22 protein-coding genes are annotated in these 24,086 nt (G+C 71.6%); 10 read left to right on the top strand and 12 right to left on the bottom strand.

The features are described from left to right. Positions 1–26: 26 nt before the first annotated feature. The 4 genes from ACFYTQ_RS07480 (at position 27) to ACFYTQ_RS07465 (ending at position 3,531) form a co-directional block, all read left to right on the top strand. Complete coding sequence (locus ACFYTQ_RS07480; protein WP_387357873.1) at positions 27–1,265, top strand: sensor histidine kinase; 1,239 nt, start codon at positions 27–29, stop codon at positions 1,263–1,265. Then, complete coding sequence (locus ACFYTQ_RS07475) at positions 1,262–1,915, top strand: response regulator (protein ID WP_387357871.1); 654 nt, start codon at positions 1,262–1,264, stop codon at positions 1,913–1,915. The genes ACFYTQ_RS07480 and ACFYTQ_RS07475 overlap by 4 nt, the downstream gene beginning before the upstream one ends. A gap of 121 nt (positions 1,916–2,036) precedes the next feature. Continuing rightward, a complete protein-coding gene (locus tag ACFYTQ_RS07470) occupies positions 2,037–2,603 on the top strand; it encodes a hypothetical protein (RefSeq protein ID WP_387357869.1) in 567 nt (188 codons plus the stop codon). A 10-nt stretch (positions 2,604–2,613) separates the two neighbouring features. Beyond that, positions 2,614–3,531, top strand: coding sequence for a hypothetical protein (locus ACFYTQ_RS07465; protein ID WP_387357867.1), 918 nt, complete (start codon positions 2,614–2,616; stop codon positions 3,529–3,531). Positions 3,532–3,580: 49 nt separating this feature from the next. Here ACFYTQ_RS07465 and ACFYTQ_RS07460 read toward each other — a convergent pair whose 3' ends face one another. After that, on the bottom strand, positions 3,581–4,816 hold the full coding sequence (locus ACFYTQ_RS07460; protein ID WP_387357865.1) for a helix-turn-helix domain-containing protein: 1,236 nt from the start codon (positions 4,814–4,816) through the stop codon (positions 3,581–3,583). Positions 4,817–4,995: 179 nt separating this feature from the next. On the opposite strand from ACFYTQ_RS07460, the gene ACFYTQ_RS07455 reads away from it, so the two are divergent. Both ACFYTQ_RS07455 and ACFYTQ_RS07450 read left to right on the top strand, forming a co-directional pair. Continuing rightward, positions 4,996–5,328, top strand: a complete 333-nt coding sequence (locus ACFYTQ_RS07455) for a hypothetical protein (RefSeq protein ID WP_387357863.1) — start codon at positions 4,996–4,998, stop codon at positions 5,326–5,328. A gap of 315 nt (positions 5,329–5,643) precedes the next feature. After that, positions 5,644–6,507 (top strand): DMT family transporter, encoded by an 864-nt coding sequence (locus tag ACFYTQ_RS07450; protein WP_387357861.1) that lies wholly within the window; start codon positions 5,644–5,646, stop codon positions 6,505–6,507. A gap of 112 nt (positions 6,508–6,619) precedes the next feature. Here ACFYTQ_RS07450 and ACFYTQ_RS07445 read toward each other — a convergent pair whose 3' ends face one another. Then, positions 6,620–7,624 (bottom strand): TIGR03617 family F420-dependent LLM class oxidoreductase, encoded by a 1,005-nt coding sequence (locus ACFYTQ_RS07445; RefSeq protein ID WP_387357860.1) that lies wholly within the window; start codon positions 7,622–7,624, stop codon positions 6,620–6,622. 327 nt (positions 7,625–7,951) lie between these two features. Between ACFYTQ_RS07445 and ACFYTQ_RS07440 the strand changes: the two genes are divergently transcribed. The 4 genes from ACFYTQ_RS07440 to ACFYTQ_RS07425 all read left to right on the top strand — a co-directional run bounded on the left by ACFYTQ_RS07440 (position 7,952) and on the right by ACFYTQ_RS07425 (position 12,124). Next, the gene (locus ACFYTQ_RS07440) at positions 7,952–9,319 is read left to right on the top strand and encodes an APC family permease (protein WP_387357858.1); all 1,368 of its coding nucleotides are present in this window, start codon (positions 7,952–7,954) and stop codon (positions 9,317–9,319) included. 109 nt (positions 9,320–9,428) lie between these two features. Beyond that, positions 9,429–10,451 (top strand): hypothetical protein, encoded by a 1,023-nt coding sequence (locus tag ACFYTQ_RS07435; protein ID WP_387357856.1) that lies wholly within the window; start codon positions 9,429–9,431, stop codon positions 10,449–10,451. 82 nt (positions 10,452–10,533) lie between these two features. Then, complete coding sequence (locus ACFYTQ_RS07430) at positions 10,534–11,004, top strand: hypothetical protein (RefSeq protein ID WP_387357854.1); 471 nt, start codon at positions 10,534–10,536, stop codon at positions 11,002–11,004. A 52-nt stretch (positions 11,005–11,056) separates the two neighbouring features. Next, positions 11,057–12,124 carry a sodium:calcium antiporter gene (locus tag ACFYTQ_RS07425; RefSeq protein WP_387357852.1) on the top strand — a complete coding sequence of 356 codons (1,068 nt, stop codon included), beginning with the start codon at positions 11,057–11,059 and terminating at the stop codon, positions 12,122–12,124. A 1-nt stretch (position 12,125) separates the two neighbouring features. On the opposite strand, the gene ACFYTQ_RS07420 is transcribed toward ACFYTQ_RS07425, so the two are convergent. The 10 genes from ACFYTQ_RS07420 to ACFYTQ_RS07375 all read right to left on the bottom strand — a co-directional run bounded on the left by ACFYTQ_RS07420 (position 12,126) and on the right by ACFYTQ_RS07375 (position 24,081). After that, the gene (locus ACFYTQ_RS07420) at positions 12,126–12,539 is read right to left on the bottom strand and encodes a hypothetical protein (RefSeq protein WP_387357850.1); all 414 of its coding nucleotides are present in this window, start codon (positions 12,537–12,539) and stop codon (positions 12,126–12,128) included. A gap of 99 nt (positions 12,540–12,638) precedes the next feature. Beyond that, the gene (locus tag ACFYTQ_RS07415) at positions 12,639–13,943 is read right to left on the bottom strand and encodes an LLM class flavin-dependent oxidoreductase (RefSeq protein ID WP_387357848.1); all 1,305 of its coding nucleotides are present in this window, start codon (positions 13,941–13,943) and stop codon (positions 12,639–12,641) included. A 10-nt stretch (positions 13,944–13,953) separates the two neighbouring features. Further along, a complete protein-coding gene (locus ACFYTQ_RS07410) occupies positions 13,954–15,120 on the bottom strand; it encodes an LLM class flavin-dependent oxidoreductase (RefSeq protein WP_387357846.1) in 1,167 nt (388 codons plus the stop codon). A 245-nt stretch (positions 15,121–15,365) separates the two neighbouring features. Then, positions 15,366–17,594: a catalase/peroxidase HPI gene (katG, locus tag ACFYTQ_RS07405; RefSeq protein ID WP_387357844.1), complete on the bottom strand. Its 2,229-nt coding sequence runs from the start codon at positions 17,592–17,594 to the stop codon at positions 15,366–15,368. A 29-nt stretch (positions 17,595–17,623) separates the two neighbouring features. After that, positions 17,624–18,046: a Fur family transcriptional regulator gene (locus tag ACFYTQ_RS07400; RefSeq protein WP_387357975.1), complete on the bottom strand. Its 423-nt coding sequence runs from the start codon at positions 18,044–18,046 to the stop codon at positions 17,624–17,626. Between the two features lie 259 nt (positions 18,047–18,305). Then, entirely contained in the window at positions 18,306–19,124 is an 819-nt protein-coding gene (locus ACFYTQ_RS07395; protein WP_387357842.1) for an SAM-dependent methyltransferase, read from the bottom strand. A gap of 102 nt (positions 19,125–19,226) precedes the next feature. Next, positions 19,227–21,716 (bottom strand): ABC transporter permease, encoded by a 2,490-nt coding sequence (locus tag ACFYTQ_RS07390; RefSeq protein ID WP_387357840.1) that lies wholly within the window; start codon positions 21,714–21,716, stop codon positions 19,227–19,229. 39 nt (positions 21,717–21,755) lie between these two features. Continuing rightward, a complete protein-coding gene (locus ACFYTQ_RS07385) occupies positions 21,756–22,457 on the bottom strand; it encodes an ABC transporter ATP-binding protein (RefSeq protein ID WP_387357838.1) in 702 nt (233 codons plus the stop codon). Beyond that, positions 22,442–23,071, bottom strand: a complete 630-nt coding sequence (locus tag ACFYTQ_RS07380) for a DUF6875 domain-containing protein (RefSeq protein WP_387357836.1) — start codon at positions 23,069–23,071, stop codon at positions 22,442–22,444. The genes ACFYTQ_RS07385 and ACFYTQ_RS07380 overlap by 16 nt, the downstream gene beginning before the upstream one ends. Then, complete coding sequence (locus ACFYTQ_RS07375; RefSeq protein ID WP_387357834.1) at positions 23,068–24,081, bottom strand: methyltransferase; 1,014 nt, start codon at positions 24,079–24,081, stop codon at positions 23,068–23,070. The genes ACFYTQ_RS07380 and ACFYTQ_RS07375 overlap by 4 nt, the downstream gene beginning before the upstream one ends. Positions 24,082–24,086: the final 5 nt, after the last annotated feature.

Genomic DNA, 24,086 nt, shown 5'->3' with positions numbered 1-24,086 from the left:
GCGGCGGCCGGGTATCGTCGGCGACCGTGCGGGGCGAGACGATGCGGGCCTGGGCGCGGCGGCGCGCCGAGGCGTCGGTGCGCACCTTCGCCGCCGGGCGCGAACCGGGTACCGTGCGCCGCTCGCTGGCCCGGCAGTCGCTGCTCGTCGCCGCCGCGGCCGCCGCGGTGGACGCGCTCGTCTTTGGCGTGTGCGGGCTGCCCGGCAGCAGTCCGGGATTCGCGGTGGTCATGATCGTCGCGATCGTCGCCGCCGATCTCGCCCTGGCCGCGCCGCCCGGCACCGCCGCGCTCGTCGCCGCCGCGCAGGTCGCGCTGCGGTTGCTCGAGGCGTGGCTCATGCACCGGCACGGGCTCGGCTTCCGCGTCGCCGACGTCGGCTATCTGGTCGCGGGCTACCGGGCCGGGGCGTGGTTGTCGACGCGGGCGTCGCTGCTGACGGTGCCGCTGCTCGGGTTCGGCGCGGCGGCCGCGACCCTGATCTCCGGCGGGCCCGCCGCCCACGACTGGCGGCTGCTGCTCACCCAGACCGTGTCGGCGGGTCTGGTGCCGTGGCTGGTCGGCCGCTACACCGCCGGGCGCGGCGCCTACATCGCCGAACTCGAACAGCGCGAACGCATTCGGCGCCAGCACGAACGCGCCGCCCTCGAACGCGCCCTCGCCGACGAGCGCGAGGCCATCGCCCGCGACCTGCACGACGTCATCTCCCATCACGTCGCCGCCATCGGCATCCACGCCGGGGCGGCCCGGCTCGCGCTGCCGCCCGGCCACGACGCCGCCACCCGATCGCTCACCGCGGTCGAGGAGTCCACCCGCGCGGCCATGATCGATCTGCGCCGCCAGCTCGACCTGCTGCACGGCCGCGACGACGCCGCGACCCGCCAGCCCGGCCTCGCCGATATCGACGCCCTCGTCGACACCGTGCGCGCGGCCGGACTCGCCGTCGAACTCGACACCGGCCGGGCCGCCGACCCGCTGCCGGAGTCGTTGGACGTCACCGTGTTCCGCATCGTGCAGGAACTGCTCACCAACGCGCTGCGGCACGGCGCGGGCACCGCCGCCCTGCGCGTGACCCGCGACGACCGGCGGCTGCGCATCGATCAGACCAATCCCGTTGCCCCGCATCATCTTCCGAAGACGTCCGCGCATCGCGGGCTGGACGGCATCCGCCGCCGCGCCGAATTGTTCGGCGGCACCGTCGAACACGGCGTCGGCCCCGATCGGCGCTGGCGGGTCGCGGTGGTGCTGCCGATCGGGGCGACGTGAGCGGCCCGATCCGCGTGCTCATCGCCGACGACCACGCCATGTTCCGCTCCGGGCTGCGCGCGGTGATCACCGCGCATCCGGATCTGGACTGCGTCGCCGACGTCGGCGACGGCCGCGCCGCCATCGCCGAAACCGCCCGTCTGCGACCGGATGTCGCGATCCTCGACGTACGCATGCCCAAACTCGACGGCCTCGCCGCCACCGCGGCCATCGTCGCCGCGGGCGGCACCCGGGTGCTCGTGCTCACCACCTACGACAGCGAGGCCAGCCTGGCCCGCGCGCTCGCCGCCGGGGCCAGCGGCTTCCTGTTGAAGACCCTGCCGCCGGAGGAACTCGTCGCCGCCGTCCGCGTCGCCGCCCGCGGGGACGCCGTCATCGATCCGTCGATGACCCGCCGCCTGGCCGCCCGCCTCGCGGGCACCCTCGCCCCCGCCCCGCCGCCGCCGGAACTGGCCACCCTCACCGCCCGCGAACACGAGGTGCTGCTCCTGCTCGCCGACGCCGCCAGCAACGGCGAGATCGCCGCCGCCCTCGGCGTCGGCGAGGAGACCGTCAAGACCCATGTCTCCCGCATCCTCGCCAAACTCGGCGTCCGCGACCGCATCCACGCCGTCGTCTACGCCCATCAGCACGGCATCGCCCGACGATGAGGTAGGGGCCGAGCACCAGACCACCGGCGCGCCCGTCAACCCTCCTGACGCCCAGCGGGTTTGGCGGCGGCGTACCGAGGCATACCTGGCGCGAGCATCAGAACTCGACGAGGAGGTTCACGTGTCGGGTGGAGTATTGGCCGCGATCATCGTCATCGTCGTGGTCGTCGTCGCGATCGTCATCGCGCTGGCGGCCCGACCGGCGCTGCGCCGACGGCGACTACGCACCAAATTCGGGCCGGAGTACGACCGCGTGGTCGCCGAGACCGACGACCGCCGCGCCGCCGAGGCCGAACTGGCCGAACGCGAACGCCGCCACGCCCAACTGGAACTGCGCGAGCTGTCCGACGAACAGAAGCAGCGCTACCAGCTGGAATGGGCGCGCATGCAGGAGCAGTTCGTCGACGACCCCGCCGGGGCGCTCGGCGTGGCCGACCGGCTGGTGACCGCGATCATGGCCGACCGCGGCTATCCCACCGACGATCACGACCAGAAGGTCGCCGACCTGTCGGTCGAACACGCCGAACCGCTGAGCGGTTTCCGCGTGGCGCACGACATCACCGTCCGCGCGTCCGACGGAACCGCCTCCACGGAGGACATGCGCACGGCCATCGTCCACTACCGCGAGCTGTTCGCCGACCTGCTCGGCACCGATCCGACCCCGACCACCACCCGCCACCACCAGTAGTGAGAGTGTCATGAGCATCTTCTCCCGCCGCGATCCCGACACCGACAGCGATCCCGAAACCGCTGCGGCCCACCACGATTCGGACACCGACACCACCGGTCACGAGTCGGGCACCGCCGCGCACCACCCGGAACACGCCGCGACGCCTGCCGATCAGGACTCCGGCCGCGAGACCGAATCCCCCACGCACCAGCACGAATACGGCACCCACGCCGACGCGGACAGCGCCGGACATCGCGATTCGGACGCCTACGAGACCGACGCCGTCCGCACCGAGCCCGGCACCGCCGCCCTCGACCAGGAGCGTGATTCCACCGTGGCACACCATGATTCGCCCACCGCCAGCGACAGCACCGTCGGTGACGCCGAGGTCCGCGACGAGGAGACCCGCACCGGCCCGGCCTCGCAATCGCATCACGACGAGGAACTCGACACCGCCGACGAACGCCGCGCCGCCGACCCCGCCGAACACGACACCCACACCGAGGTCGGCACCGCCGCCGGGGAGACCGCCGCGGCCGAGCACACCACCACCGCCGAGAACCCCACCGCTGGAACGGGTCCCGCCGACCGCGGCACCGCCGAACTCGACGGCACCCAGGTCCCCGACGGCGAATCCGCCAAACCTCCGCAGCCCACGCCGAGCTCCGACGACCACCCGCTGTTCGCCGACGCCGACCTGGAGCGGCTGCGCATCGAATGGCGAGAGGTCCAGGCGCTGTTCGTGGACGACCCGCACCAGGCGGTCACCCGCGCCGACGAACTGGTCGGCACCACCATCGATCAGCTGACCCGGGTCATCGCCGACCGCAAGCAGGCCCTGGAAAGCCGGTGGCGCGCGGGCAAATCCGCCGACACCGAGGATCTGCGCCAGGCGCTGCGCGGCTACCGCGGCTTCTTCCACCGCATCCTCGGCACCAACTACTGATCGCCACCGCCCCGATGCCACCGGCCCCCGCGCCGGTGGCATCGCCGCGTCACCGCCCGAACACGCTGTCGCGCAAGGGCATCGGCAACCGCGCCACCACCTGGGTGAGCGCGCGCTGGATCTGACCCACCCGCAGCTCGGCGGGCAGCGTCAGCCACACGTTGCGGATCAGCGCGCACGCCTGCTCCAGCTCGCCCTCGCGTTCGAGCATCGCCGCCAGATCCAGGTCCAGCAGCGCGCGCCCGACCCGATCCTTATCGGCCATCGGCAGTTCCAGCACCCGCGCCCGCATCTCCTGCGCGGCACGGCGATCCCCGATCGCGCTGAGGGTGTGCGCCTGATGCCAGCGCAGGATGTATTCGGAGGTGCCGAGATTGTCGTCGCCGGTGGCCGTCGCGGGCAGTGCGGCGAACATCCGCTCCGCGGTCGTGATCGCGCCGACCGCCTCCCGCCGCCGCCCGATCCGGGCCTGGATCCCGGCCTCGGCCAGCAGCCCGAACACGCACGCCGACCGCGCGCCCGCCGCCTGCGCCGAATGTGCCGCCGCCAGACCCTGATCCAGCTGATGCCGGTAGCACTCGTGCCCGTGGGCCAGATGCCCGCGCAGCCACGCCTCCACCGCGGTGTCCCCGGCCTGCCGCGCGGCGCGGCGCGCCTTGGCGAACCACATGAACGTGTCGTGGATGTCGGCGACGTCGTTGAGCCGGAACGCGATCAGCCCCGCCACGATCGCCTCCACCCGCAGCAGCCGCCGGCGCAGTTCCGCGGACCGGTCGGCCAGCATCAGATGCTGGATCTGCGCCAGATCCCGCATCCGCGCGGGGATGTACTCCGAGGGTGGCTGCACGTACACCAGATAGCCGCTGGACTCGACGCTCTCCTCCAGCGCGCGCACCGTCTCCCACACGCCCGCCACCGCGGCGGGCGCGGGCGTGGCCCGGTCGTCGGTGTAGTCGTGACCGAATCCGAGGCGATCGGGGCGGGTGCGGTAGACCCGGCACAGGGCGTCGAGGAACTGATACGACGGCATGTCCAGCCCGGTCTCCCAGCGCGACACACTCTGATGGGACACACCGGAATTGGGCACTCCCGCCGCGTCGAGCGATTCCCGCAACCGGTGAGCGACATCGACGAGGGTGTAGCCGTGGGCCATCCGATGCGCGCGCAGCAGCGACATCCCGCAGTGCGCCCGGATCGCCCGCACCGCGTCCCACGTCGTCCCCCCGGCGGTTTCCACATCGCGCACGATCCGGCGTGCGCACGCGATGCTGTGTGGGGTGCTCACAACATCTCCCGTTGGGCTTCACGAAGGCCGGACGGGCAAGGGGCTCCGCGCCGTCCGAGCTCAACAGTAGCCCCGATTCGCCTGGTTGCGTTCGCATTTCACGCGCTTCTGCGCGTCAGGCGTGCAAGCGTCGGCCCCGCCCTGGCGTCGACGGCCCGCGCGATCGCAGGCTGAGCGTCATGAGAAACGACAGCACCGTCGGCGGGGATCCCGCCGACACCGAAACACCCAGCGGCACAACCTCACTCACCACCCAACTGATCCAGGTGATGTCCGCGGCGGCCACCGTCGTCACGGCGCTGGCCGCCTACATCGCCTGCGCGTCGGTGATGAACATCCCGACCGTGTCGATCCTGTCGGCGGCGTGCCTGCTCGCGGGCTGGCTCGCGCGGGCCCGGCGCGGCAGACGCTCGGCGTGTCCGCCCGCGCCGCCGACCCCGCCCCGGCCGCCGGAGCGGATCGAATCGGCGCGGCGCTGGTTGCGCCGATTACGGGCGCGCCGGGATCGCTGACGCCCGGCGCGCCCTCGGCCCGACGCCCGGCGCGGCGGTCACTCACGCGCCGACTGCCCCCACGTCGGGGCCGCCGACGCCGGGCGCGGCGGTCACCACGCGCCGACTACCCCCCACGCCGGGATTGCCGACGCCGGGCGCGCGACGTCTCGCGGCCGGTGATCCGCACCGGGCGATTGCCGAATATCCGCCTGTTCCATACCGATCGGAAGTTACGAACCGGTAGCCGGAGGGGGTAGGTACGCTAGCGGTATCGATGGCACGGCAATCGTACGAGGTAGCAAGATCACCGACCTGCGAGGTGTCGCGGCGCTGGTGATCCTGACCGCGTCGTTCGCCATGCTGACCGTGTTCACCCGCTACCTCGACCACGGTTTCACCGTCGCCCAGCAGGTCTATCTGCGCACCGCGGTGGCGTTCGCGCTGGCCGTGGTGATCTTCGCCCGGAAGTTGCGGTGGGCCGTCGTCGTGCGCGCGGGCGGGCGGGAGTGGGCGGTGGTCGTGGCGCGGACGGTGCTGCTGTATGTCGTGGGCACCCTGTTGTTCGCCAAGGCCGCGACCCTCACCAGCGTCGCGAACGTCTCCTTCATCGCCGCGCTCCCCCTGGCCGCCGCGCTCGGTCTGCTGTTGCGGCGGGTCTCCGCGACCCCCGCGCGGCTGGCGTGTGTCGCGGGTTCCGTTGTGGGCGTGGCACTTCTGTCCGGTCCGCGATCCGTCGGCGCGGGCGTCACCGTCGATCCGGGCGATCTGCTCGCCCTGCTCGCCATGACCGCGATGGCGTGGAGCTACCTCGGCCGCGACTGGCACACCGGCGTTCTCAACAACCACGAGATCACGACCCTCACCCTCGGCGTCGGCACCCTCGGCGTGGCCCTCACCTCCCTCGCCCAGGGCCAGGGCGTCCCCCAGGTGACCGGCCCCGTCTCCCCCCTCACCCTCTGGTCGGCCGTCGCGGTGGCGGGCATCCTCAGCATCGCCAACGTCTTCCTCATCAACTACGGCTTCGACCGCGTAGACCCCGTCCACGCCGGCAACCTCCTCACCCTCGAATGCCTCTGGGGCCTCCTGTTCGGCCTCCTCTTCTACCACCAAACCCCCACCCTCCCAGGCCTCCTCGGCGGCACCCTCATCCTCACCTCCGCCCTAACCCTCAACACCACCAAAAAACCCACCCCCTAACCCCCCGTCCACCAGTACAGCCGCACCCTTTATTCGAATCCGCACCCGTTGCAGGGCATTACAAGGGGTGCGGATCCGAATAAAGGGTGCGGCTGGGTTGCCGGGGCTGGGGTCAGTGGAGGGCTTCGACGAGGGCGGCTATGTGGGAGGGGGCGGGGTGGTAGCCGGGGAAGTAGACGCAGACTCGGGGGCCGAGGGCGGCGAAGCGGGTGGTGATCTGGTGGGCGCAGTGTTCGGGAGTGCCTCGGACGGCGATGGTTTCGAGGAGGGTGTCGTCGATGAGGTCGGTCATGTGGTCGATGGCGCCGCGTTTGGACAGGTCGTTGAGGCGGGGTTGCAGGTCGCCGCGGCCCTCGACCTCGAGGACGGGGGCGTAGGCGGGGGTCGAACCGTAGAAGGCGAGCAGGCGGCGGACCCCGGCGTCGGCGGCGGCGCGTTCGGTGTCGTTGCGGAACATCGACACCATCACCTGCGGGACGATCTCGAAATCCGCCGCCGCGCGGCGCGCGCGGTCGAGGCCCTCCGCGACGGCGGGCAGGGTGCGCTCGCGAAAGTGCCGAATCGTGTTGAACGGCATCATCATCAGCCCGTCGGCGACCTCGGCGGCGGTCCGCGCCATCACCGGGCCGAGCCCGCCCATCAGCACCGGCGCGACACCGAACGGGTTCGGCCCCGGATCGAAGGTCGGCGGCATGAGCGTGTGCCGGGTGAACTCGCCCCGGAAGTCCAGCGGCGTCCGCTCCTGCCACGACGTCAGGATCGCCCGCACCGCCGCCACGAACTCCCCCAGCCGCGCCGCGGGCCGCGACCACGTTGCGCCGTAACGGTTTTCGATGTGCGGCCGAATCTGCGACCCCGACCCCAACCGGAACCGGCCCTCGCTGAGCAATGTCAGGTCGTAGGTCGTGTGCGCCACATGCATCGGACTGCGCGGAAACGCCACCGCCACATTGGTGCTCACCGTCACCGGCACCACCGGCGCCACCGCCGCCAACGGCACGAACACATCGTGCGGCCCCTCGAACGTGAACAACCCATCCACCCCGAGCCCCGCCAACTCCCGCGCCCGCCCGATCACCCGATCCGCCCGCCCGTCCAACTGAATGTCGACCAACATCACGCCGTCCTCTCCCCCGCCACCCAACCACCGCCCCACCGGTCAGACAGCACCCGATTCCACCCACCGGGACCCACCGGCGGCCCGGCCCGACGCCACCCGGAGCAGTCCGTAGTACCTCGCGACGAGTCACCCGCGGACATCCTCGACCTGCGCCGGTCGACACCCCCCTCGATGCGAGGACGAGAACGACATCGCGAATCCCGCCCGGCGAAACCCGGTCACCGACAGCCGAAACCGCCGCGAGGCGCTCCCTCTCGCCCCCCCGAAGCCCGGTTGCCCGGTCTCCCCAGGCATCACCGGCACGATCGCGGGTATCGGTACACCATGGCGACAGCACTGAACCGGGCCGTACGGACCCCCCTGCTGTACTTCTTCATCCTCGGCGATGTCCTCGGCGCGGGCGTGTACATCCTGGTCGGCCAGGTGGCCGCGCAGTCCGGGGGCGCGGTGTGGCTGCCGCTGCTGGTGGCGCTCATCATGGCGACGCTCACCGCCGCGTCCTATGCCGAACTCGCGACCAAATATCCGCGCGCGGGCGGGTCCTCGCACTACGTCACCCGGGCGCTGGGACCCGCCGCCGGATCGCTGATCGGATTCTGCATGCTCGCGGCCGGGGTGGTGTCGGTGGGCGCGCTGGCCCGCGGCTTCGCGGGCGACTATCTGCGGGCGCTGGTCGAACTGCCCACGACCGCGGTGATCGTGGTGTTCCTGACCGCGCTCGCGCTGCTCAACATTCGCGGCATCAAGGAGTCGCTGGGCGCCAACGCCGTCGCCACCGTGATCGAACTCGGCGGTCTGGTGCTGATCATCGTGCTCGGCGCCTGGGTGATGCTCCGCGGCGACGCCGATCCCGCGCGGCTCACCGAGATCGGCACGCCCGAACACGGCGTGGTCGGCGCGACCCTGGCCGGGGCGGTGCTGGCCTTCTACTCCTTCGTCGGCTTCGAGACCTCCGCCAATCTCGCCGAGGAGGTCACCGATCCGCGCCGGTCCTATCCGCGGGCGCTGTTCGGCGCGTTGTTCACCGCCGGGATCGTCTACGTGCTGATCGGCGTCGTCGCCAGCGCGGCCGTGCCCACCGACCGGCTCGCCGCGTCGAGCGGACCGCTGCTCGAGGTCGTCCGCCTCGCCGGGGGCGTGCCCGATCGGCTGTTCAGCGTGATCGCGCTCGTCGCCGTCGCCAACGGCGCGCTGCTGACCGGGATCATGTCCTCGCGCCTGGCCTACGGGATGGCCCGCGACGGCCTGCTGCCCGCGGTGCTGGCCCGGGTGCTGCCGGGCCGGCGCACCCCGTGGGTCGCGATCCTCGCCACCTCCGCGGTCTCGCTGGTGCTCGCCCTCACCGGCGAGGTCGCCGCCCTCGCCGAGACGCTGGTGCTGTTGCTGCTGATCGTGTTCACCGCCGTCAACATCACCGTTCTGCTGCTGCGCCGCGACCCCGGCGACGCCCGCGACCACTTCCGCGTCCCGCTGCCCGTCCCGGTCCTCGCGCTGATCTCGTGCCTGTTCCTGTTCACCCGCATCGAGGCCGCCATCTGGCTGCGCGGGCTGATCCTCGTCGCGCTCGGCGTGCTGCTCGGCGCGGCCAACCACCTGCGCCGAAAAGACCGGCCCCGCAAGAAGTCCCGGCCCGGCGACCTGACCGACGAGAAGGCGGCATCGACGACCGGTCCCGCCCCCGAAATATTCTGACGCGCCGACACATTCACCGCGCCGCCGAATTCGCGATCTTTCCCTGCGCCGCCGCGCCGGTTCGGATACCTTGGTCGCGGATCAGCCGAACGAGGGAACGGACCAGTCTATGCGCGCGGTGCACCGGCGATCGATCGGCAGGCTCGCCGCCGGACTGGGCGCGCTCGCGCTCGTCGCCACCGGCTGCGGCGGGAACGGGAACGACCAGCACCCGGCCACCCCGACGGCCACCACGGTCATCGTCACCGTAACCCCCTCGGACACTTCGGTTTCCGCCTCACCCACCCGCACCGCGTATGTCGCCGCGCCCGGCTCGGTGCAGGGCTTCGCGAGCCCGAGCGGTGTCGTGGTGATCGACGATCAATGGTTCGTCAGCAACCTCGGCGACAAGAAGGACCCGGCCGCCAAGGACGGCACCGGATTCGTCTCCCAGCTCACCGACCACGGCACCGTCACCAACCGCACGGCGCTGCCCCGCCCCGGCGAGCCGAAGCTCAACGCGCCCGCGGGCATGGCCGTCGTCAACGGCACCCTCTACGTCGCCGACGTCGACCGCGTCGTCGGCTACGACCCGCACACCCTCACCCAGATCTTCGAGGCGACCCTCACCGCCGACGGCCCGATCCTGCTCGACAGCATCGCCGCCCTCGACGACACGACGCTGCTGGTGACCGACACCGCCCACGGCGCGGTCCACCAATTGCACACCGCCGACAAGAGATTCGAGCCGCTGGCCACCCAGATCCCCGGCGCCAAGGGCATCGCCGTCGACCGCGACCGCAAGCTCGCCTACGTCGCCGCCGCCGGGGACCGCGCCGAAGGCGGCGACCTGTACCGGCTCGAACTGCGTCCGGGCACGGTCACCGCGACCAAACTCGGCGCCGTGCACGGCGTCCTCGCCGGAGTGCAGGTGCTGCCCAACGGCAATATCGCCGTGGCCGATTGGGTCACCGCCACCGCGGCCACCACCGGCACCATCAAGATCTACCGCCCCGACGGCACCGAGGTGTCCAAGGTGAGCCTGCCCTCGAATCTGCACGGCCCCACCGGATTCAGCCTCGACGCCGCGAACAAGAACCTGCTGGTCGCGGCCCGCCCGGACAACGCCCTCGCCATCGTCCCGATCAACTGACCGGCCGCCGCCCGACACGCCACGCCGAATTCGGTTGCGTAAAAAGCGGATTCCCGGAGCGATCGCCCATACACTGGGCCGGGTGGACGGCGATGAGTGGTTGACACCCGAACAACGAGCGATCCGCCGCAAGAACCGGATACGACTGGCCATCGTGGGCCCCATCGCCCTTCTCATCGTGGTGATCGCGATCGTGGCCTACGTGCGCAACCCCGAGGATCATTCGCCGAAGGCCGATCAGATCTCCCCGGCGTTCCTCGGCGAATGGAAGGGCGTGGCCGACAACGGTCACGACAGCTTCGACGTCGTGCTCACCATCACCGGCGACAACGCCGATCACGTGGCCACCTCGTCGAGCACCGACAAGGCCACCGGCGCGCGCTGCGACCGCACCGAGAGCCTGTCCGCGGTCTCCGACACCGAACTCACCCTCGCCACCGCCTCGGCCACCGGCCCGAACTGCGACAAGGCCGACGTCACCGTGCGACTGCACACCGACGGCACGCTCGACTACCGCACCGGCCCCGTCACCGGTACCCTGCGCCGCAGCTGAGGGGGCGTTCCCGGGCCCGGTGAATGAACCCGCCACGCTTGGGCATTCGATCATGGTGAGTTCCCTGTCGTCCCCGTTGCTGCTGATCATCTTCGTGGCGTGCGCCGCCGCGATCTGGGTCGCGGGCGTCAAACTGTCCGACGCCACCGATGTGCTGTCCCAGCGCCTGCGTCTGGGCGAGGCCATGGGCGGGGTCATCCTGCTGGCCATCGCCACGAACCTGCCCGAACTCGCCATCACCGTCAGCGCCGCCGCGGCCCATCAGACCGATGTCGCGGTCGGCAACATCCTCGGCGGGATCGCCTTGCAGACCGTGGTGCTGGTCGCCCTCGACGCCGCCGGGGTCCGCCCGCGCGCCCCGCTCACGTACCTGGCCGCGTCGCTGGCGCTGCTGCTGGAGGGCGCGCTGGTGGTGGCGCTGCTGCTGGTGGTGATCATGTCCACCCAGATGCCCGGCGACCTCGTCATCGCGCGCACCACCCCCGGCGCGCTGCTCATCGCGGTGCTGTGGCTGGTCGGGCTGATGCTGGTGCGCAAGGCCGGGAAGGGGCTGCCCTGGCACGAGGACGGCAACGCCCCCGACAGCCAGGCGAAGGCGCGCGGGCACTCCGAGATCTCCAAGGAGAGCGAGGCCACCCGCCGCGGCCTCGGAACCGCCCGCGTCGCAACGGTTTTCGCGATCGCGGCGCTGGTGACGCTGGTCGCCGGCGTGTTCATCGAACGCAGCGGCGAGGAGCTGTTCGGCCGGTGGGGCATGTCCGGGGTGCTGTTCGGCGCAACCGTCCTGGCGGCGGCGACCGCCCTGCCGGAACTGTCGACCGGACTCACCTCGACCCGCCTCGGCGACTACAAGCTCGCCGTCAGCGACATCTTCGGTGGCAACGCCTTCCTGCCGGTGCTGTTCCTCGTCGCCACGATCGTCTCCGGTTCCGCGGTGCTGCCGCAGGCCCACCACACCGACATCTACCTCACCGGCCTGGGCGGGGTGCTCACCCTGGTGTACATGACCGGCCTGGTGTTCCGCCCGCGCCGCCAATTCTTGCGGATGGGCCCGGATTCGGTGACCGCCCTGCTGATCTACGCCGCCGGAATCGCGGGCCTGGCCTTCGTCCCGAATTGACTCAGGGGTAGATGATCCCGCACTGGGCCCCGATGGCCAGCAGCGCGCGAATCGTGCAGATCAGCTCCGTCATCGCCGCCGCCGACCCCGACGCCGACCCGGTCCCGGCGTCGATCTGGGCCAGGGCCACCTGGGCGGCCGAGGCACCGGCAACGGTTGGGGCCACATCGGCGGCCGAGGCACCGGCAACGGTTCGGGCCAGGGCCGCATCGGCGGTCGAGCCGGTTTGGGCCAAGGCCACATCGGTGGTCGAGCCGGTCTGGGCCAAGGCGACATTGGCGGTCGCGGCGTTCCGGGCCGGGGCGACATTGCCGGTCGCGGGTGCGGGCGCCGCGGCCGCCGGGACCGCGGCGGCCGCGACCGGCAGGGTCAGGGCCGCGGTGACGAGTGTGGCAGCCAGGACGTTGTTCTTCACGGGAGGGGCTCCTTCGGTCGTGCCGATGTTTCGGCCGAGCGTAGGAACTCGCGAAACCCGGTGCGAGACCCCAGTTTTCGCGCCCCCGCGACGCGGGGGTCAGGCCCCGGACGGCACCACGGCCCGCGCGTTCGACAACCCCAGGTTCTCGCGCAGCGTGGTCCCGGTGTACTCCGCGCGCAGCACCCCGCGGTCCTGCAACAGCGGCACCACTTGGTCGACGAATTCGTCGAGACCCCACGGCACCAGATGGGAGCCCAGGATGAACCCGTCGGAGCCGTCGTTCCGCACGAACTCGTCGATCCGCTCGGCCACCTGCGCGGGCGTCCCCACCAGGGCCCCGCGTTCGAACTGGTCGATCACCACCTCGCGCAGGCTCAGCCGCTTGGCCTCGGCCACCTCGCGTAGCCGCCGCGCGGTCGCGAAGCGATCCTGGTGCACGAACGCGCGGCCCTGGATGATCGGCGGCGCGTCGGGGTCCGGGTCGATCGCGGGGACCGGGCCCTCGGGATCGTAACCGGACAGGTCGCGATTCCAGATCTGCTCCAACAGGATCAGCGCGGTCTGACCGGTGACCTGCTCGTCCCGGATCGTGTGATACTTCTCGACCGCCTCGGCCTCGGTGTCGCCGAGCACGAAACTCGCCGACGGCAGGATCTTGATGTCGTCGGCGGAGCGGCCCGCGGCGACCGCGCGGGCCTTGACGTCGCGGTAGAACTCCGCGGCCTCGGGCAGTTTGCCGTACGGGGAGAAGATGGTGTCGGCGTTGGCGGCGGCGAACGCGCGGCCCTGCGGCGACACCCCGGCCTGGAGGATCACCGGCCTGCCCTGCGGGCTGCGCGGCACCGAGAACCGGCCCGCGATATCGAACTGCTGCCCGCTGAAGGCGAATTCACCGCCGTCCGAATCCCACAGGGCGCGAACGGCTTTCAGCGTCTCCTCCGCCCGCACGTACCGGTCGGCGGGATCGAGGAAGCCGCCGCGGCGGAAGTTCTGCCCGGTGAACGCGTCGAAGGAGGTCACCACATTCCACGCCGCGCGGCCGCCGGAGAGGTGATCCAGGCTCGCGAACTGGCGGGCCAGCTCGTAGGGCTCGTTGAAGGTGGTGTTGATCGTGCCCGCCAGCCCGAGGTGTTCGGTGACCGCGGCGAGCGCCGCCAGCACGGTGAGGGTGTCGGGGCGGCCGATGATGTCCTGATCGAAGATCCGGCCCGCGCGTTCGCGCAACGCCAGCCCCTCGGCGAGGAAGAAGAAGTCGAACCTGCCGCGTTCGGCGGTGCGGGCGGTGTGCTCGAAACTGGTGAAGTCGATCTGGCTTCCGGCGCGCGGATGCCACCACGCGGTGTGATGGTTCACCCCGCCGAGATAGGCGCCGAGGATGATCTGTTTGCGGTGGGTGCTCACGTCCGGCCTCTCAGGCAGTCGCGTAACGGTTGGGAACATCGGTGGGCAGGCCGAGCAGCCCGCGCAGCGAGCCGCCCGGATACTCGGTGCGGAACACGCCGCGGCGTTGCAGGGCGGGCACGAGCCGGTCCGCGACGGCGGTCAGATCGTCCCCGGCCACGCCCGGCCGCAGCCGGAACCCGTCGAGCCCGTGTTCGCTCCACGCCACGAGCAGGTCGGCGAGGTCCTCGGCGGCGCCCGCGAAAACGGCGGCGTCCGAGGCGAATTCGGCCCCGGCGCGCTCGTCGAGGCGGGCCAATCGCCGCGCGCCGGGTTCGTCGGCGTCGAGGAACACCACCAGATCGGCGTACACGCGCAGCGGTTCCCCCGTCCGGCCGACCCGCTCGGCCGCGGCGGCGACCTGGTCGACGATCGGACGCGGCCCCTCGGCCAGCGTCGGTGTGACGAACACCAGATCCGCGGCGCGCGAAGCGAATTCGTAGACGAGCGGCGCGTGCGCGAGGGCTGTCACCACCGGCTGCCCCTGCGGCGGGCGCGGGGTGATGGACGGTCCGCGCACGCTGAAGAAGCGGCCCTCGAAGTCGATGTAGTGCAATTTGTCCCGGTCGATGAACCGCCGGTTCGCCACATCCCGGATCTCCGCGTCGTCCTCCCAGGAGTCCCACAGCCGCCGCACCACCTCCACCGCGTCGGCCGCCTCCTCGAACAGCTCCCGCACCTGTTGCGGGAACTCCCCCGACGCGACCGCCGCCGCCCGCTCCGCCGCCGTCAGCTCCCGCACCTCGCGCCGCCCGAAATGCCGTGCCTGCGCGGCGCTTCCGGCCACCCGCACCTGCCACCCCGCCCGCCCCCGGGAGATGTGATCCAGCGTCGCCAGCGCCTTGGACACGTGGAACGGCTCGGTATGGGTCGTGGTCACCGTGGGAATCAACCCGATGTCCCGGCTCACCGGCGCCACCCGCGCCGCGATCAACTCCGCGTCCAGCCGGGCCCGCCCGCTCAGATCGTCCTCGATGGTCACGAAATCCAGCAGCCCGCGCCGCGCGATCCCCACCAGATCCGTCCAATACCCCGCCCCGAACACCTCCGCACCCCGCGAACTCCCCTCCCGCCCCGCGGCCGGATGCCACCCCGCCCCATCCAGCGCGACCCCCAGATGCAGTGATTCCGCTGCCATCGTCTCTCGTTCCTGTCCGTGCGCGACTTGTCGTGCCGTGCAACGCGAGACGCGCGGCCTCCTCCCCCGCACCGCGCTCGGCCACCTTCGGCCCGCCGCTCCCCGCACCCGGGTGACGAGCGAAAACCGCCCGCGCTCAGGCGATGTCAACGATTCCGATCAGCTCGAGCACCGGGAAATACGCCCCCCGGAAACGACTCCGGGCCGGTCCCGAAGGACCGGCCCGGACACTCAGCGCCGAACGATCACGCCAGATCGAAGCGGTCGTTGTTCATGACCTTCACCCACGCGGCGACGAAGTCGTGGACGAACTTCTCACCCGCGTCGGCCTGGGCGTAGACCTCGGCGACGGCGCGCAGCACCGAATGCGAACCGAAGACGAGGTCGTTGGCGGTGGCGGTCCACTTGGTCGCGCCGGAGCGGTCGATGCCCTCGTAGACGTTCTCCGCGGTCTCCGACGCCTTCCACTCCACGCCCTCGGGGTCGAGGAGGTTGACGAAGAAGTCGTTGGTCAGCACGCCGGGACGGTCGGTGAACACGCCGTGCGCGCTGCCGCCGAAGTTCGCGCCCAGCGCGCGCAGGCCGCCGATGAGGACGGTCAGCTCAGGGGCGGTCACGTCGAGCATGTAGGCCCGGTCCAGCAGCAGCCGCTCGAGCGGGGCCTTCTCCCCGGCGCGCGCGTAGTTGCGGAACCCGTCGGCGCGCGGTTCGAGCACCGCGAACGACTCCACATCCGTGTTCTCCTGGGTGGCGTCGGTGCGGCCCGGCGCGAACGGCACGGTCACGTCGTGACCGGCGTCCTTGGCCGCCTTCTCCACCGCGGCCGAACCCGCCAGCACGATCACATCGGCCAGCGAGACCTTCTTGCCGCCCGAGGCGGAGTCGTTGAACTCGCGCTGGATCTGCTCGAGCACCGGCAGCACCTTGGCCAGCTCCGCGGGCTCGTTGACCTCCCAGTCCTTCTGCGGGGCCAGCCGCAGCCGGGCACCGTTCGCGCCGCCGCGCTTGTCGGTGCTGCGGAAGCTCGCCGCCGCCGCCCACGCCGTCTTCACCAATTGCGGCACGGTCAAACCGGATTCGAGGACCTTGGCCTTGAGCGCGGCCACGTCCTGCCCGTCGACCAGTTCGTGGTCCACGGCCGGGACCGGGTCCTGCCACAGCTGCGGCTCGGGCACCCACGGGCCGAGGTAGCGGCTGACCGGACCCATGTCGCGGTGCAGCAGCTTGTACCACGCCTTGGCGAACGCCTCGGCCAGCTCCTCGGGATGCTCCAGCCAGCGGCTGGTGATCTCGCGGTAGATCGGGTCCTCGCGCAGCGCCAGGTCCGAGGTGAGCATGGTCGGGGTGCGGCCGGGGCCGCCGAACGGGTCGGGGATGGCGCCCTCGCCCGCGCCGTCCTTGGGCTTCCACTGCCAGGCCCCGGCGGGGCTCTTGGTCAGCTCCCACTCGTAGCCGTAGAGGTTCTCCAGGAAGCCGTTGCTCCAGCGGGTCGGGGTGGCGGTCCACACCACCTCGAGGCCGGAGGTGATGGCGTCCTTGCCCTTGCCGGTGCCGTGCGCGCTCTTCCAGCCCAGGCCCTGCTGCTCGATCGGGGCGCCCTCGGGCTCGGGGCCGACCAGGTCGGGGTTGCCCGCGCCGTGGGTCTTACCGAAGCTGTGGCCGCCGACGATCAGCGCGGCGGTCTCCTCGTCGTTCATCGCCATCCGGCCGAACGTCTCGCGGATGTCGCGGGCGGAGGCCAGCGGATCCGGATTGCCGTTGGGCCCTTCGGGATTGACGTAGATCAGGCCCATCTGCACCGCGCCCAGCGGGTTGGCCAGTTCGCGGTCGCCGCTGTAGCGCTCGTCGCCCAGCCAGGTGTCCTCGGGACCCCAGTAGACCTCCTCGGCCTCCCAGATGTCGGGACGGCCGAAGCCGAAGCCGAAGGTCTGGAAGCCCATCGAGTCCAGGGCCACGTTGCCCGCGAACACCAGCAGGTCGGCCCAGGAGATCTTGTTGCCGTACTTCTGCTTGACCGGCCACAGCAGCCGCCGCGCCTTGTCCAGGTTGGCGTTGTCGGGCCAGCTGTTGAGCGGGGCGAAGCGCTGCGCGCCCTGACCGCCGCCGCCGCGGCCGTCGAAGGTGCGGTAGGTGCCCGCGGCGTGCCAGCTCATGCGGATGAACAGGCCGCCGTAGTTGCCGTAGTCGGCGGGCCACCAGTCCTTGGAGTCGGTGAGCACCGCGGCCACGTCGGCCTTGAGCGCCTCGACGTCGAGCTTGGCGAACTCCTTGGCGTAGTCGAAGTCCTCACCCAGCGGGTTGGACTTCGAGGAGTGCGCGTGCAGGATCGACACGTCGATCTGCTCGGGCCACCAGTCCCGGTTGGTGTGCGGGCGCCCGGTCTTCGGGGTCGGCGACGGGATCGCCGGGTTCTCGCTCTCGCTGGCGCTGTGGGTTTCGGTCGCCGGGTTGGGCGGACGGCTGTCGGATGTCACGGCATTCCTTCCTCATGAGTGGGTGCGAGCTACGGTGAAAGTCGTTGCGGCTCGGCCTGTTTCGCCGAGCAGTCGGGGCACAGCCCCCAGTAGACGACCTCGGCCTCGTGGATGGCGAAGCCCCGGTCGTCCGACGCGGTCAGGCACGGGGCCGCGCCGACCGCGCAGTCGACGTCGGCGATCACCCCGCACGCCCGGCACACGACGTGGTGGTGGTTGTCGCCGACGCGGGACTCGTAGCGCGCCACCGAGCCGGAGGGCTGGATGCACCGGATCAGCCCCGCCTGGGTGAGCGTGCGCAACGAGTCGTACACCGCCTGATGCGACACCGTCGAAAGACGGTCCCGCACAACGCGAATGATCGAATCGGTATCGGCATGCGGATGGTCGTGCACCGCGCTCAGCACCGCCATCCGCGGGGCGGTCACGCGCAGCGCGGCCTCCCGCAACATGTGCTGGATTTCACTGGCTGTGGGCACGAACGCCAGTCTCGTCCCTTTTCTGGAATGAGTCAAGCATTTGATCGAGTCGTTTTTAGAACTCCCCCACCGCGCACCCTTCAAGATCGGGAGTGTTCCACAGCACCCCGCCTCCCGACCGCCGAATCGCGGAATCGATCCGCGCCGTTCGCCGCCCGCCCGCACCCGTCCCGTTGCCCCGAGACCTGCGGGGCGGCGATTCAGCAACGGCCGCAACGACTTTCGTCCCGCGTCAGGGCTTGACGCCCACCCCGCACCAGACCCCGAAGGCAGTGTCGGCCCAGGCGAGGCGTTCCTCGGGGATGTAGAAGTCCGGGTTGGGCCGCCAGCGGTGCATGGGGACCACGCCGGGCTCGACGAGGTCCAGGCCGTCGAAGAAGCGGGTGACCGCGGCCTTGTCGCGCAGCGCGACCGTCATACCGGCTCGGGCGTAGACGCCGACGATCTTCTCGAACACCTCGGGGTTGAGGTCGCTCGAGCCGTGGGTGACGGCGAGGTGGGAGCCCGGGGCGAACGCGTCCATATAGGTGCGGACGATGTCGTAGGCGCCCTCCTCGTCGGTGACGAAGTGCAGGATCGCGGCGAGGTTGAGGGCGACGGGCTGGGACAGGTCCAGCACCTCGCGCAGCGTCTCCGATTCGAGGATGACGTGCGGGTCGCGGATGTCGGCGGGGACGAAGTCGGTGCGGCCCTCCGCCGAGCCGAACATCAGCGCCCGCGCGTGGGCGAGCACCAGCGGATCGTTGTCGACGTAGACCACCCGGCAGCGCGGGTCGACCGCCTGCACCGCGTTGTGCAGATTGGGTTCGGTCGGGATGCCGGTGCCGATGTCGAGGAACTGCCGGATCCCGTTGCGGGCCGCGAAACGTGCCGCGCGGTGGACGAATTCACGATTGGCGCGGGCCGCCTGCGCGGTCTCGGGAAAGACCTCCATCACCGTCGAGGCGGCCTCCCGATCGGCGGCGAAGTTGTCCTTGCCGCCCAGGTAGTAGTCGTACATGCGCGCCGAATGCGCCTTCTGCGTGTCGAATTCGACAAGATCGTGTGCCATCGAAGCCTCCCCATCAGGTGTGCCGCGGACCTTCCCGTGAAGGTACACGCCCCGGTTTCACTCCGCCGCGATCGCGTCGACGACGTCGTGCACGCCTCGATTTCACTCCGCAGCGATCGCGTCGATGACGTCGAGCCGCCCGGCCCGGATCGCGGGCGGCACCGCGCCGAGCAGGCAGACGGTCAGCGCGATCCCGGTGGACCACAACGCGATCGGGTCGAGGTCGTAGCGCACGTCGATGCCCGCGAGCACCCGCAGCACCCGATCGGCCAGCACGTGCACCGCCTCCCCGCCGAGCACCCCCATGCCGCCACCGACCACGCCGACCGCGAGCGCCTCGACGAGCACCAGCCGCGTGACGAATCGCCGCCGCGCGCCCATGGCGCGCAGCACGCCGATCTCGCGGCGGCGCTGCACGACCGCGAGCAGCAGGGTGTTCATGACCGCGAAGGCGGCCAGCACCGCCACGATCCATTGCAGCCCGACCGCGAAGGCCCCGGCCTGATCGACGCTGACCAGGCTGGCGGCGTACGCCTGGCGGCCGGTGGCGAGTTCCGCGCCCGCGCCGAGGTCGTCGCGCACCGCCGCCCGCACGGCCGCGGCGTCGGCCCCGGGCGCGAAAGTGACCGCGAGATAAGTCGATCCGGGCCGCCGGAACCAGTCGCGCATCCCGTCCAGGCTCATGCCGATCACCCCGGCGTCGATGGACAGATAACCGAATTCGCCGAGCACGGGCACGCGGTGCATCCCGGTCGGGGTGCCCACGGCCAGCTCGTCCCCGACCCGGATGCCGGACCGGTCGGCCAGCAGCCGCGACACCACGACCCCGCGCCCGGCCAGCACCTCGGCCCGCACGCCCGGATCGAGCAGTCCGGCGATATTCGGATTCCCGTCGGCGAGTCCCGCGACCTGCACGCGCTGGTCCCCGAGGGTGACATAGGCCCACTGCCCGCCCGCCACCGTCGCCACCCCCGGCGTCGCCCGCACCCGGGCCTCCCAGTCCGGCGGCAGCGGCGTGGTCGGGAAACCGTCGTGCCCGGCGGCGGTGATCAGCAGATCGATGCCGCGCAACGGCTCGAATGTGCCGCTCGCCGACCGGACCAGATCCCCGAGCGACCCGTTGACCGCGATGCCGATGGTGACCGCCACCCCCACGCTCATGGCGGTGGCCCAGGTCCGGCGCGGCGCGCGGTGGATCGATGCGGCGGCCATCCGCCCGGGCGATCCGGCCCACCGGCACAACCATCCCGCCGCCGCGACCACCGGCCCGGCCACGGCCAGCCCCAGCGCCAGCAGTCCACCCGTGAGCACCGCGACCGCCGCCACCACGACCACCGACTGCGCCCGCACCGCGATCACCGCCGCCGCCGCGACCCCCGCGACCGCCACCAGCGCCGCGATGACGCGCAGCCGCGGCGGAAACGGTTCGCCCGGAGCGAGATCCGCGGCCCGCAATGCCTCGGTCGGCGCGATCCGTGAAACCTGGTGCGCGGCAATGAGGCTCGCCGCGACGGCGGTGGCGACGCAGATCACCAGCGCGACCGGGAAGACGGCCGGGGTCAGCTGGTACTCCAGTCGCGCGGAGACGACCTGCACCAGGAATCCGGGCGTCCGCCCAATGGCCCACCTCGCCAGCAGCAGGCCCAGCGGAATCCCGACCGCCGCCGCGGCGACCCCGATGAGCGTGGCCTCCACGAGCAGATCGGCCGCCACCGTCCGCCGCCGCGCGCCCACCGCCCGCAGCACGGCGATCATCGGACGCCGTTGCGCCACGGCCATGGTCATGGCGTTGAACATGAGGAACGCCGCCACCACGAGCGACACCGCGGCCACCAGCAGGGTGATGCTGCGGGTCAGCACGAGCGCGTTGCGCACCTGCGCCGAGTTCAGATCCGCGGCCGTGACCAGGGCGCGGTCGTCGATGGCCGCCGCGATCCGGTCCCGCAACTCCGCCCGCGCCACCCCCGGCCCGGCGACGACGAACACGGCGTCGACCTGCCCCGCCCGATCGGCGACGCGCTGCGCCAGCGGCAGCGGCGCGGCGACGAAACGACCGCCGTTGATCCGCCCCGCGGTGTCGGCGGGCACCACCGCCGCCACCCGCATCCGCCGCTCCCCCAACGAGAAGGTCTGCCCCACAGCGAGATTCATCTGCGCGCCGACCACCACGGCGTCGCCGCCGAGCAATTCCGGATGCGCCCGCAGCTGCGCGGTCAACGCGGCCTGCAACGGCGACCGCAGCCGCGCCACCGACGGATCGACCCCGAGCACGGTCACCGGATCCGAGCCGCCCACGGCGCTCCGCAACAACGGCACCGCCGCCGCCACCCCCGGCACCCGCGCCACGGTCGCCGCCAGCTCCTGATCGAACCCGGTATCGGAATATCCGAGCACCGCCAGATCCGACTCCCCGGCAATGCTCCGATTCAACGCCGTCGCCGACCCGACCAACGACGAGTAGGTCGTCACCACCGCCACCAGCAACGCCGCCGCCACCCCGAGCACGACCACCAACGCCGCACTGCGCCCGCCGTGCGCGGCCACATCCCGCCAGGTAAGCACCCGCAGCCGAGCCATAAACCCGTTCAGCACGACACCTCCCGCAATGCGCTCATTCCGGCACCGGCCCCATCACGACACCTCCCGCAGCGTCGGCGCTCCGGTGTCCGCGACGATGCGGCCGTCGCGGAGGGTAATGGTGCGGTCGGTGCGGGCGGCGGCGTCGTGGTCGTGGGTGACCAGGACGATGAGGCGGCCGGATTCGTGGGCGAGGTCGGCGAGCAGGTCGAGGATCGCCGAACCCGTTGCGGTGTCGAGGTTTCCGGTCGGTTCGTCGGCGAGGACGATCGGCGGGTCCATCATGAGGGCGCGGGCGATGGCGACCCGCTGCATCTGACCGCCGGACAGTTCGGCGGGACGGTGCGCGGCGCGGTCGCCGAGGCCGACGCGCGCGAGCAGCCGGGTCGCCTCGGCGCGGGCCCGGCGCACGGACTGCCCGGCGAGCATCCTCGGCAGGGCCACGTTCTCCCACGCGGACAGGGTGGGCATGAGGTGGAAGTCCTGGAACACGAATCCGACCGTGCGCAACCGGAAGTCGGCCTGCTGATCGTCGCCGAGGCCCCCGATGTCCGTGCCGCCGATCAGCACCCGCCCCGAGGTCGGCGAGTCCAGCGCTCCCAGCAGGTGCAGCAGGGTGCTCTTGCCCGCCCCGGACGGACCGACCAGCGCGACGAACCGGGATCCGGTCAGCCGCAGATCCACCCCGTCGAGGGCGCGCACGCGCTGCCCGCCGATGCGGTATTCGCGCACCACCTCGGTCAACTCGACATCCACGACGCCTCCCGCTCAATCCGGCACGCCCGCGCGTACGCGGCGCGCAGTGATTCACCGACGCGGCCCGCCGGGGTGAACCGGTGCCCGAACAGTTCCCGGTAGCGCCGGAACCAGCGCGGGTCCTCGGCCAGGAACAGGATGTCGTGCACGGCCATGCGCCGCAGGGCGAACAGCGGGTACGGCGCGGTGTTCACCGCGAACAGCGGATTGTGCACCGACGGTGCGCGGCAGTCGGGATGGAACTGCCCGACCATCAGCCCCCGCTCCACCACCGCGGTCTTGGCCTGCCGATGCCCCTCGTCGATCAGCCACCACGCCTCCCGCGGCAGCCCGGTGACGACCACCAGCAGCGCGTCGAGATCGCCGCGCCCCGGGACGGATTCGAACCGTTCGGCGACGGCCACGATCAGCTCCGCCATGCGCGCCGCCTCGTGCCGCCCCCGCCACGGATGTTCGAGCAGCGTCAGCGCGCCCGCCCTGCGCGCCGGGAGCACGAACGGGCAGATCGGCCCGTCCCGCCCCAGGTCGGGGTGCGGCCTGCCCACCCGTTCGGTCAGCCATCGCGAAAGTGCCCGCGCCACTTCGGGTTCGGGCTCGCGCAGCCGGAGGCTCACCGGTCCGCCCCCGCTTCGATGACGCACACCCCACCGGCGGCACCGCTGTCCAGCACGGTCAGACCGGCCGCGCCGAGCAGCTTCTCATATTCGGCGAGGGTGCGTTCGCGGCCGGAGGTGACGGTCGCCATGTAGAGGCTCATGAGGGCCGCCATGGGGTCGATGTCGGCGTCCGGGTCGGGCTGGTGGTGTTCGACCACGAGCAGCCGCGCGCCCGGGCCGAGGGCGGCGCGGCAGCGGGTGAGGAGGGCCACACAGGCGTCGTCGTCCCAGTCGTGGCAGATGTGCCGCAGGATGAGCAGCTCGCCCGCGCCGAGGGCGAGGTCCAGCGGTGCGAAGAAGTCGCCCACCACGCAGTCGCAGCGGGACGCGAAACCGTTGTCCCGCATGCGTTCCCGGGCGCGTTCGACGGCCGCGGGTCGATCGATCAGCGTCCCGGTCAGCGCGGGGAACTCCGTGAGCAGCCGGGCGAGCAGGTAACCGTCACCGCCGCCGAGGTCCACGACGTGCCCGCGTCCGGCCACCCGCGCCACGACGGCGTCGAGATCCGATTCGGCTCCGCGCGCCTGGGATTCGTCGAAGACCGCGCGCAGCGCGGGATCGGAGTCGATCTCGGCGAAGAACGACCGCCCGTAGACGGCGTCGAAGGCGGGCCGCCCGGTGCGCAGCGTGATCTCCAGCGCGCCCCACGCCGGACCCACCACCTCCCGCACCAGCAGCGCGGTAGGCAGCGCCGAGGCGGGATGCGCCGCGCGCAGACACCGCCCCCGCGCGGTGAGCCGGACGAGATCCCCGTTGAACCGGACCAGATCGTACGCGGCCAGCAGCCGCAGCAGATCCGCCAACCGCCCCGGATGCAGATCAGCGTACGACGCCAAATCCCTTGCGCTACAGCCTGATTCGCCGATCCGTTCGGCCAGCCCGAGGGCGGCGAAGGCGCACACCGCGTCGGAGACCAGCCGCCCGTAGATGAGATGCCGCACCGCCAGCGCGTCTGTGGTGTCCCGCATCGCGT

Source organism: Nocardia sp. NPDC004068, from assembly GCF_042874315.1.
Taxonomy (GTDB): domain Bacteria; phylum Actinomycetota; class Actinomycetes; order Mycobacteriales; family Mycobacteriaceae; genus Nocardia.
Note: the sequence above shows the minus strand (reverse complement) of the source record. Positions and strands in the feature narration are given on the sequence as shown.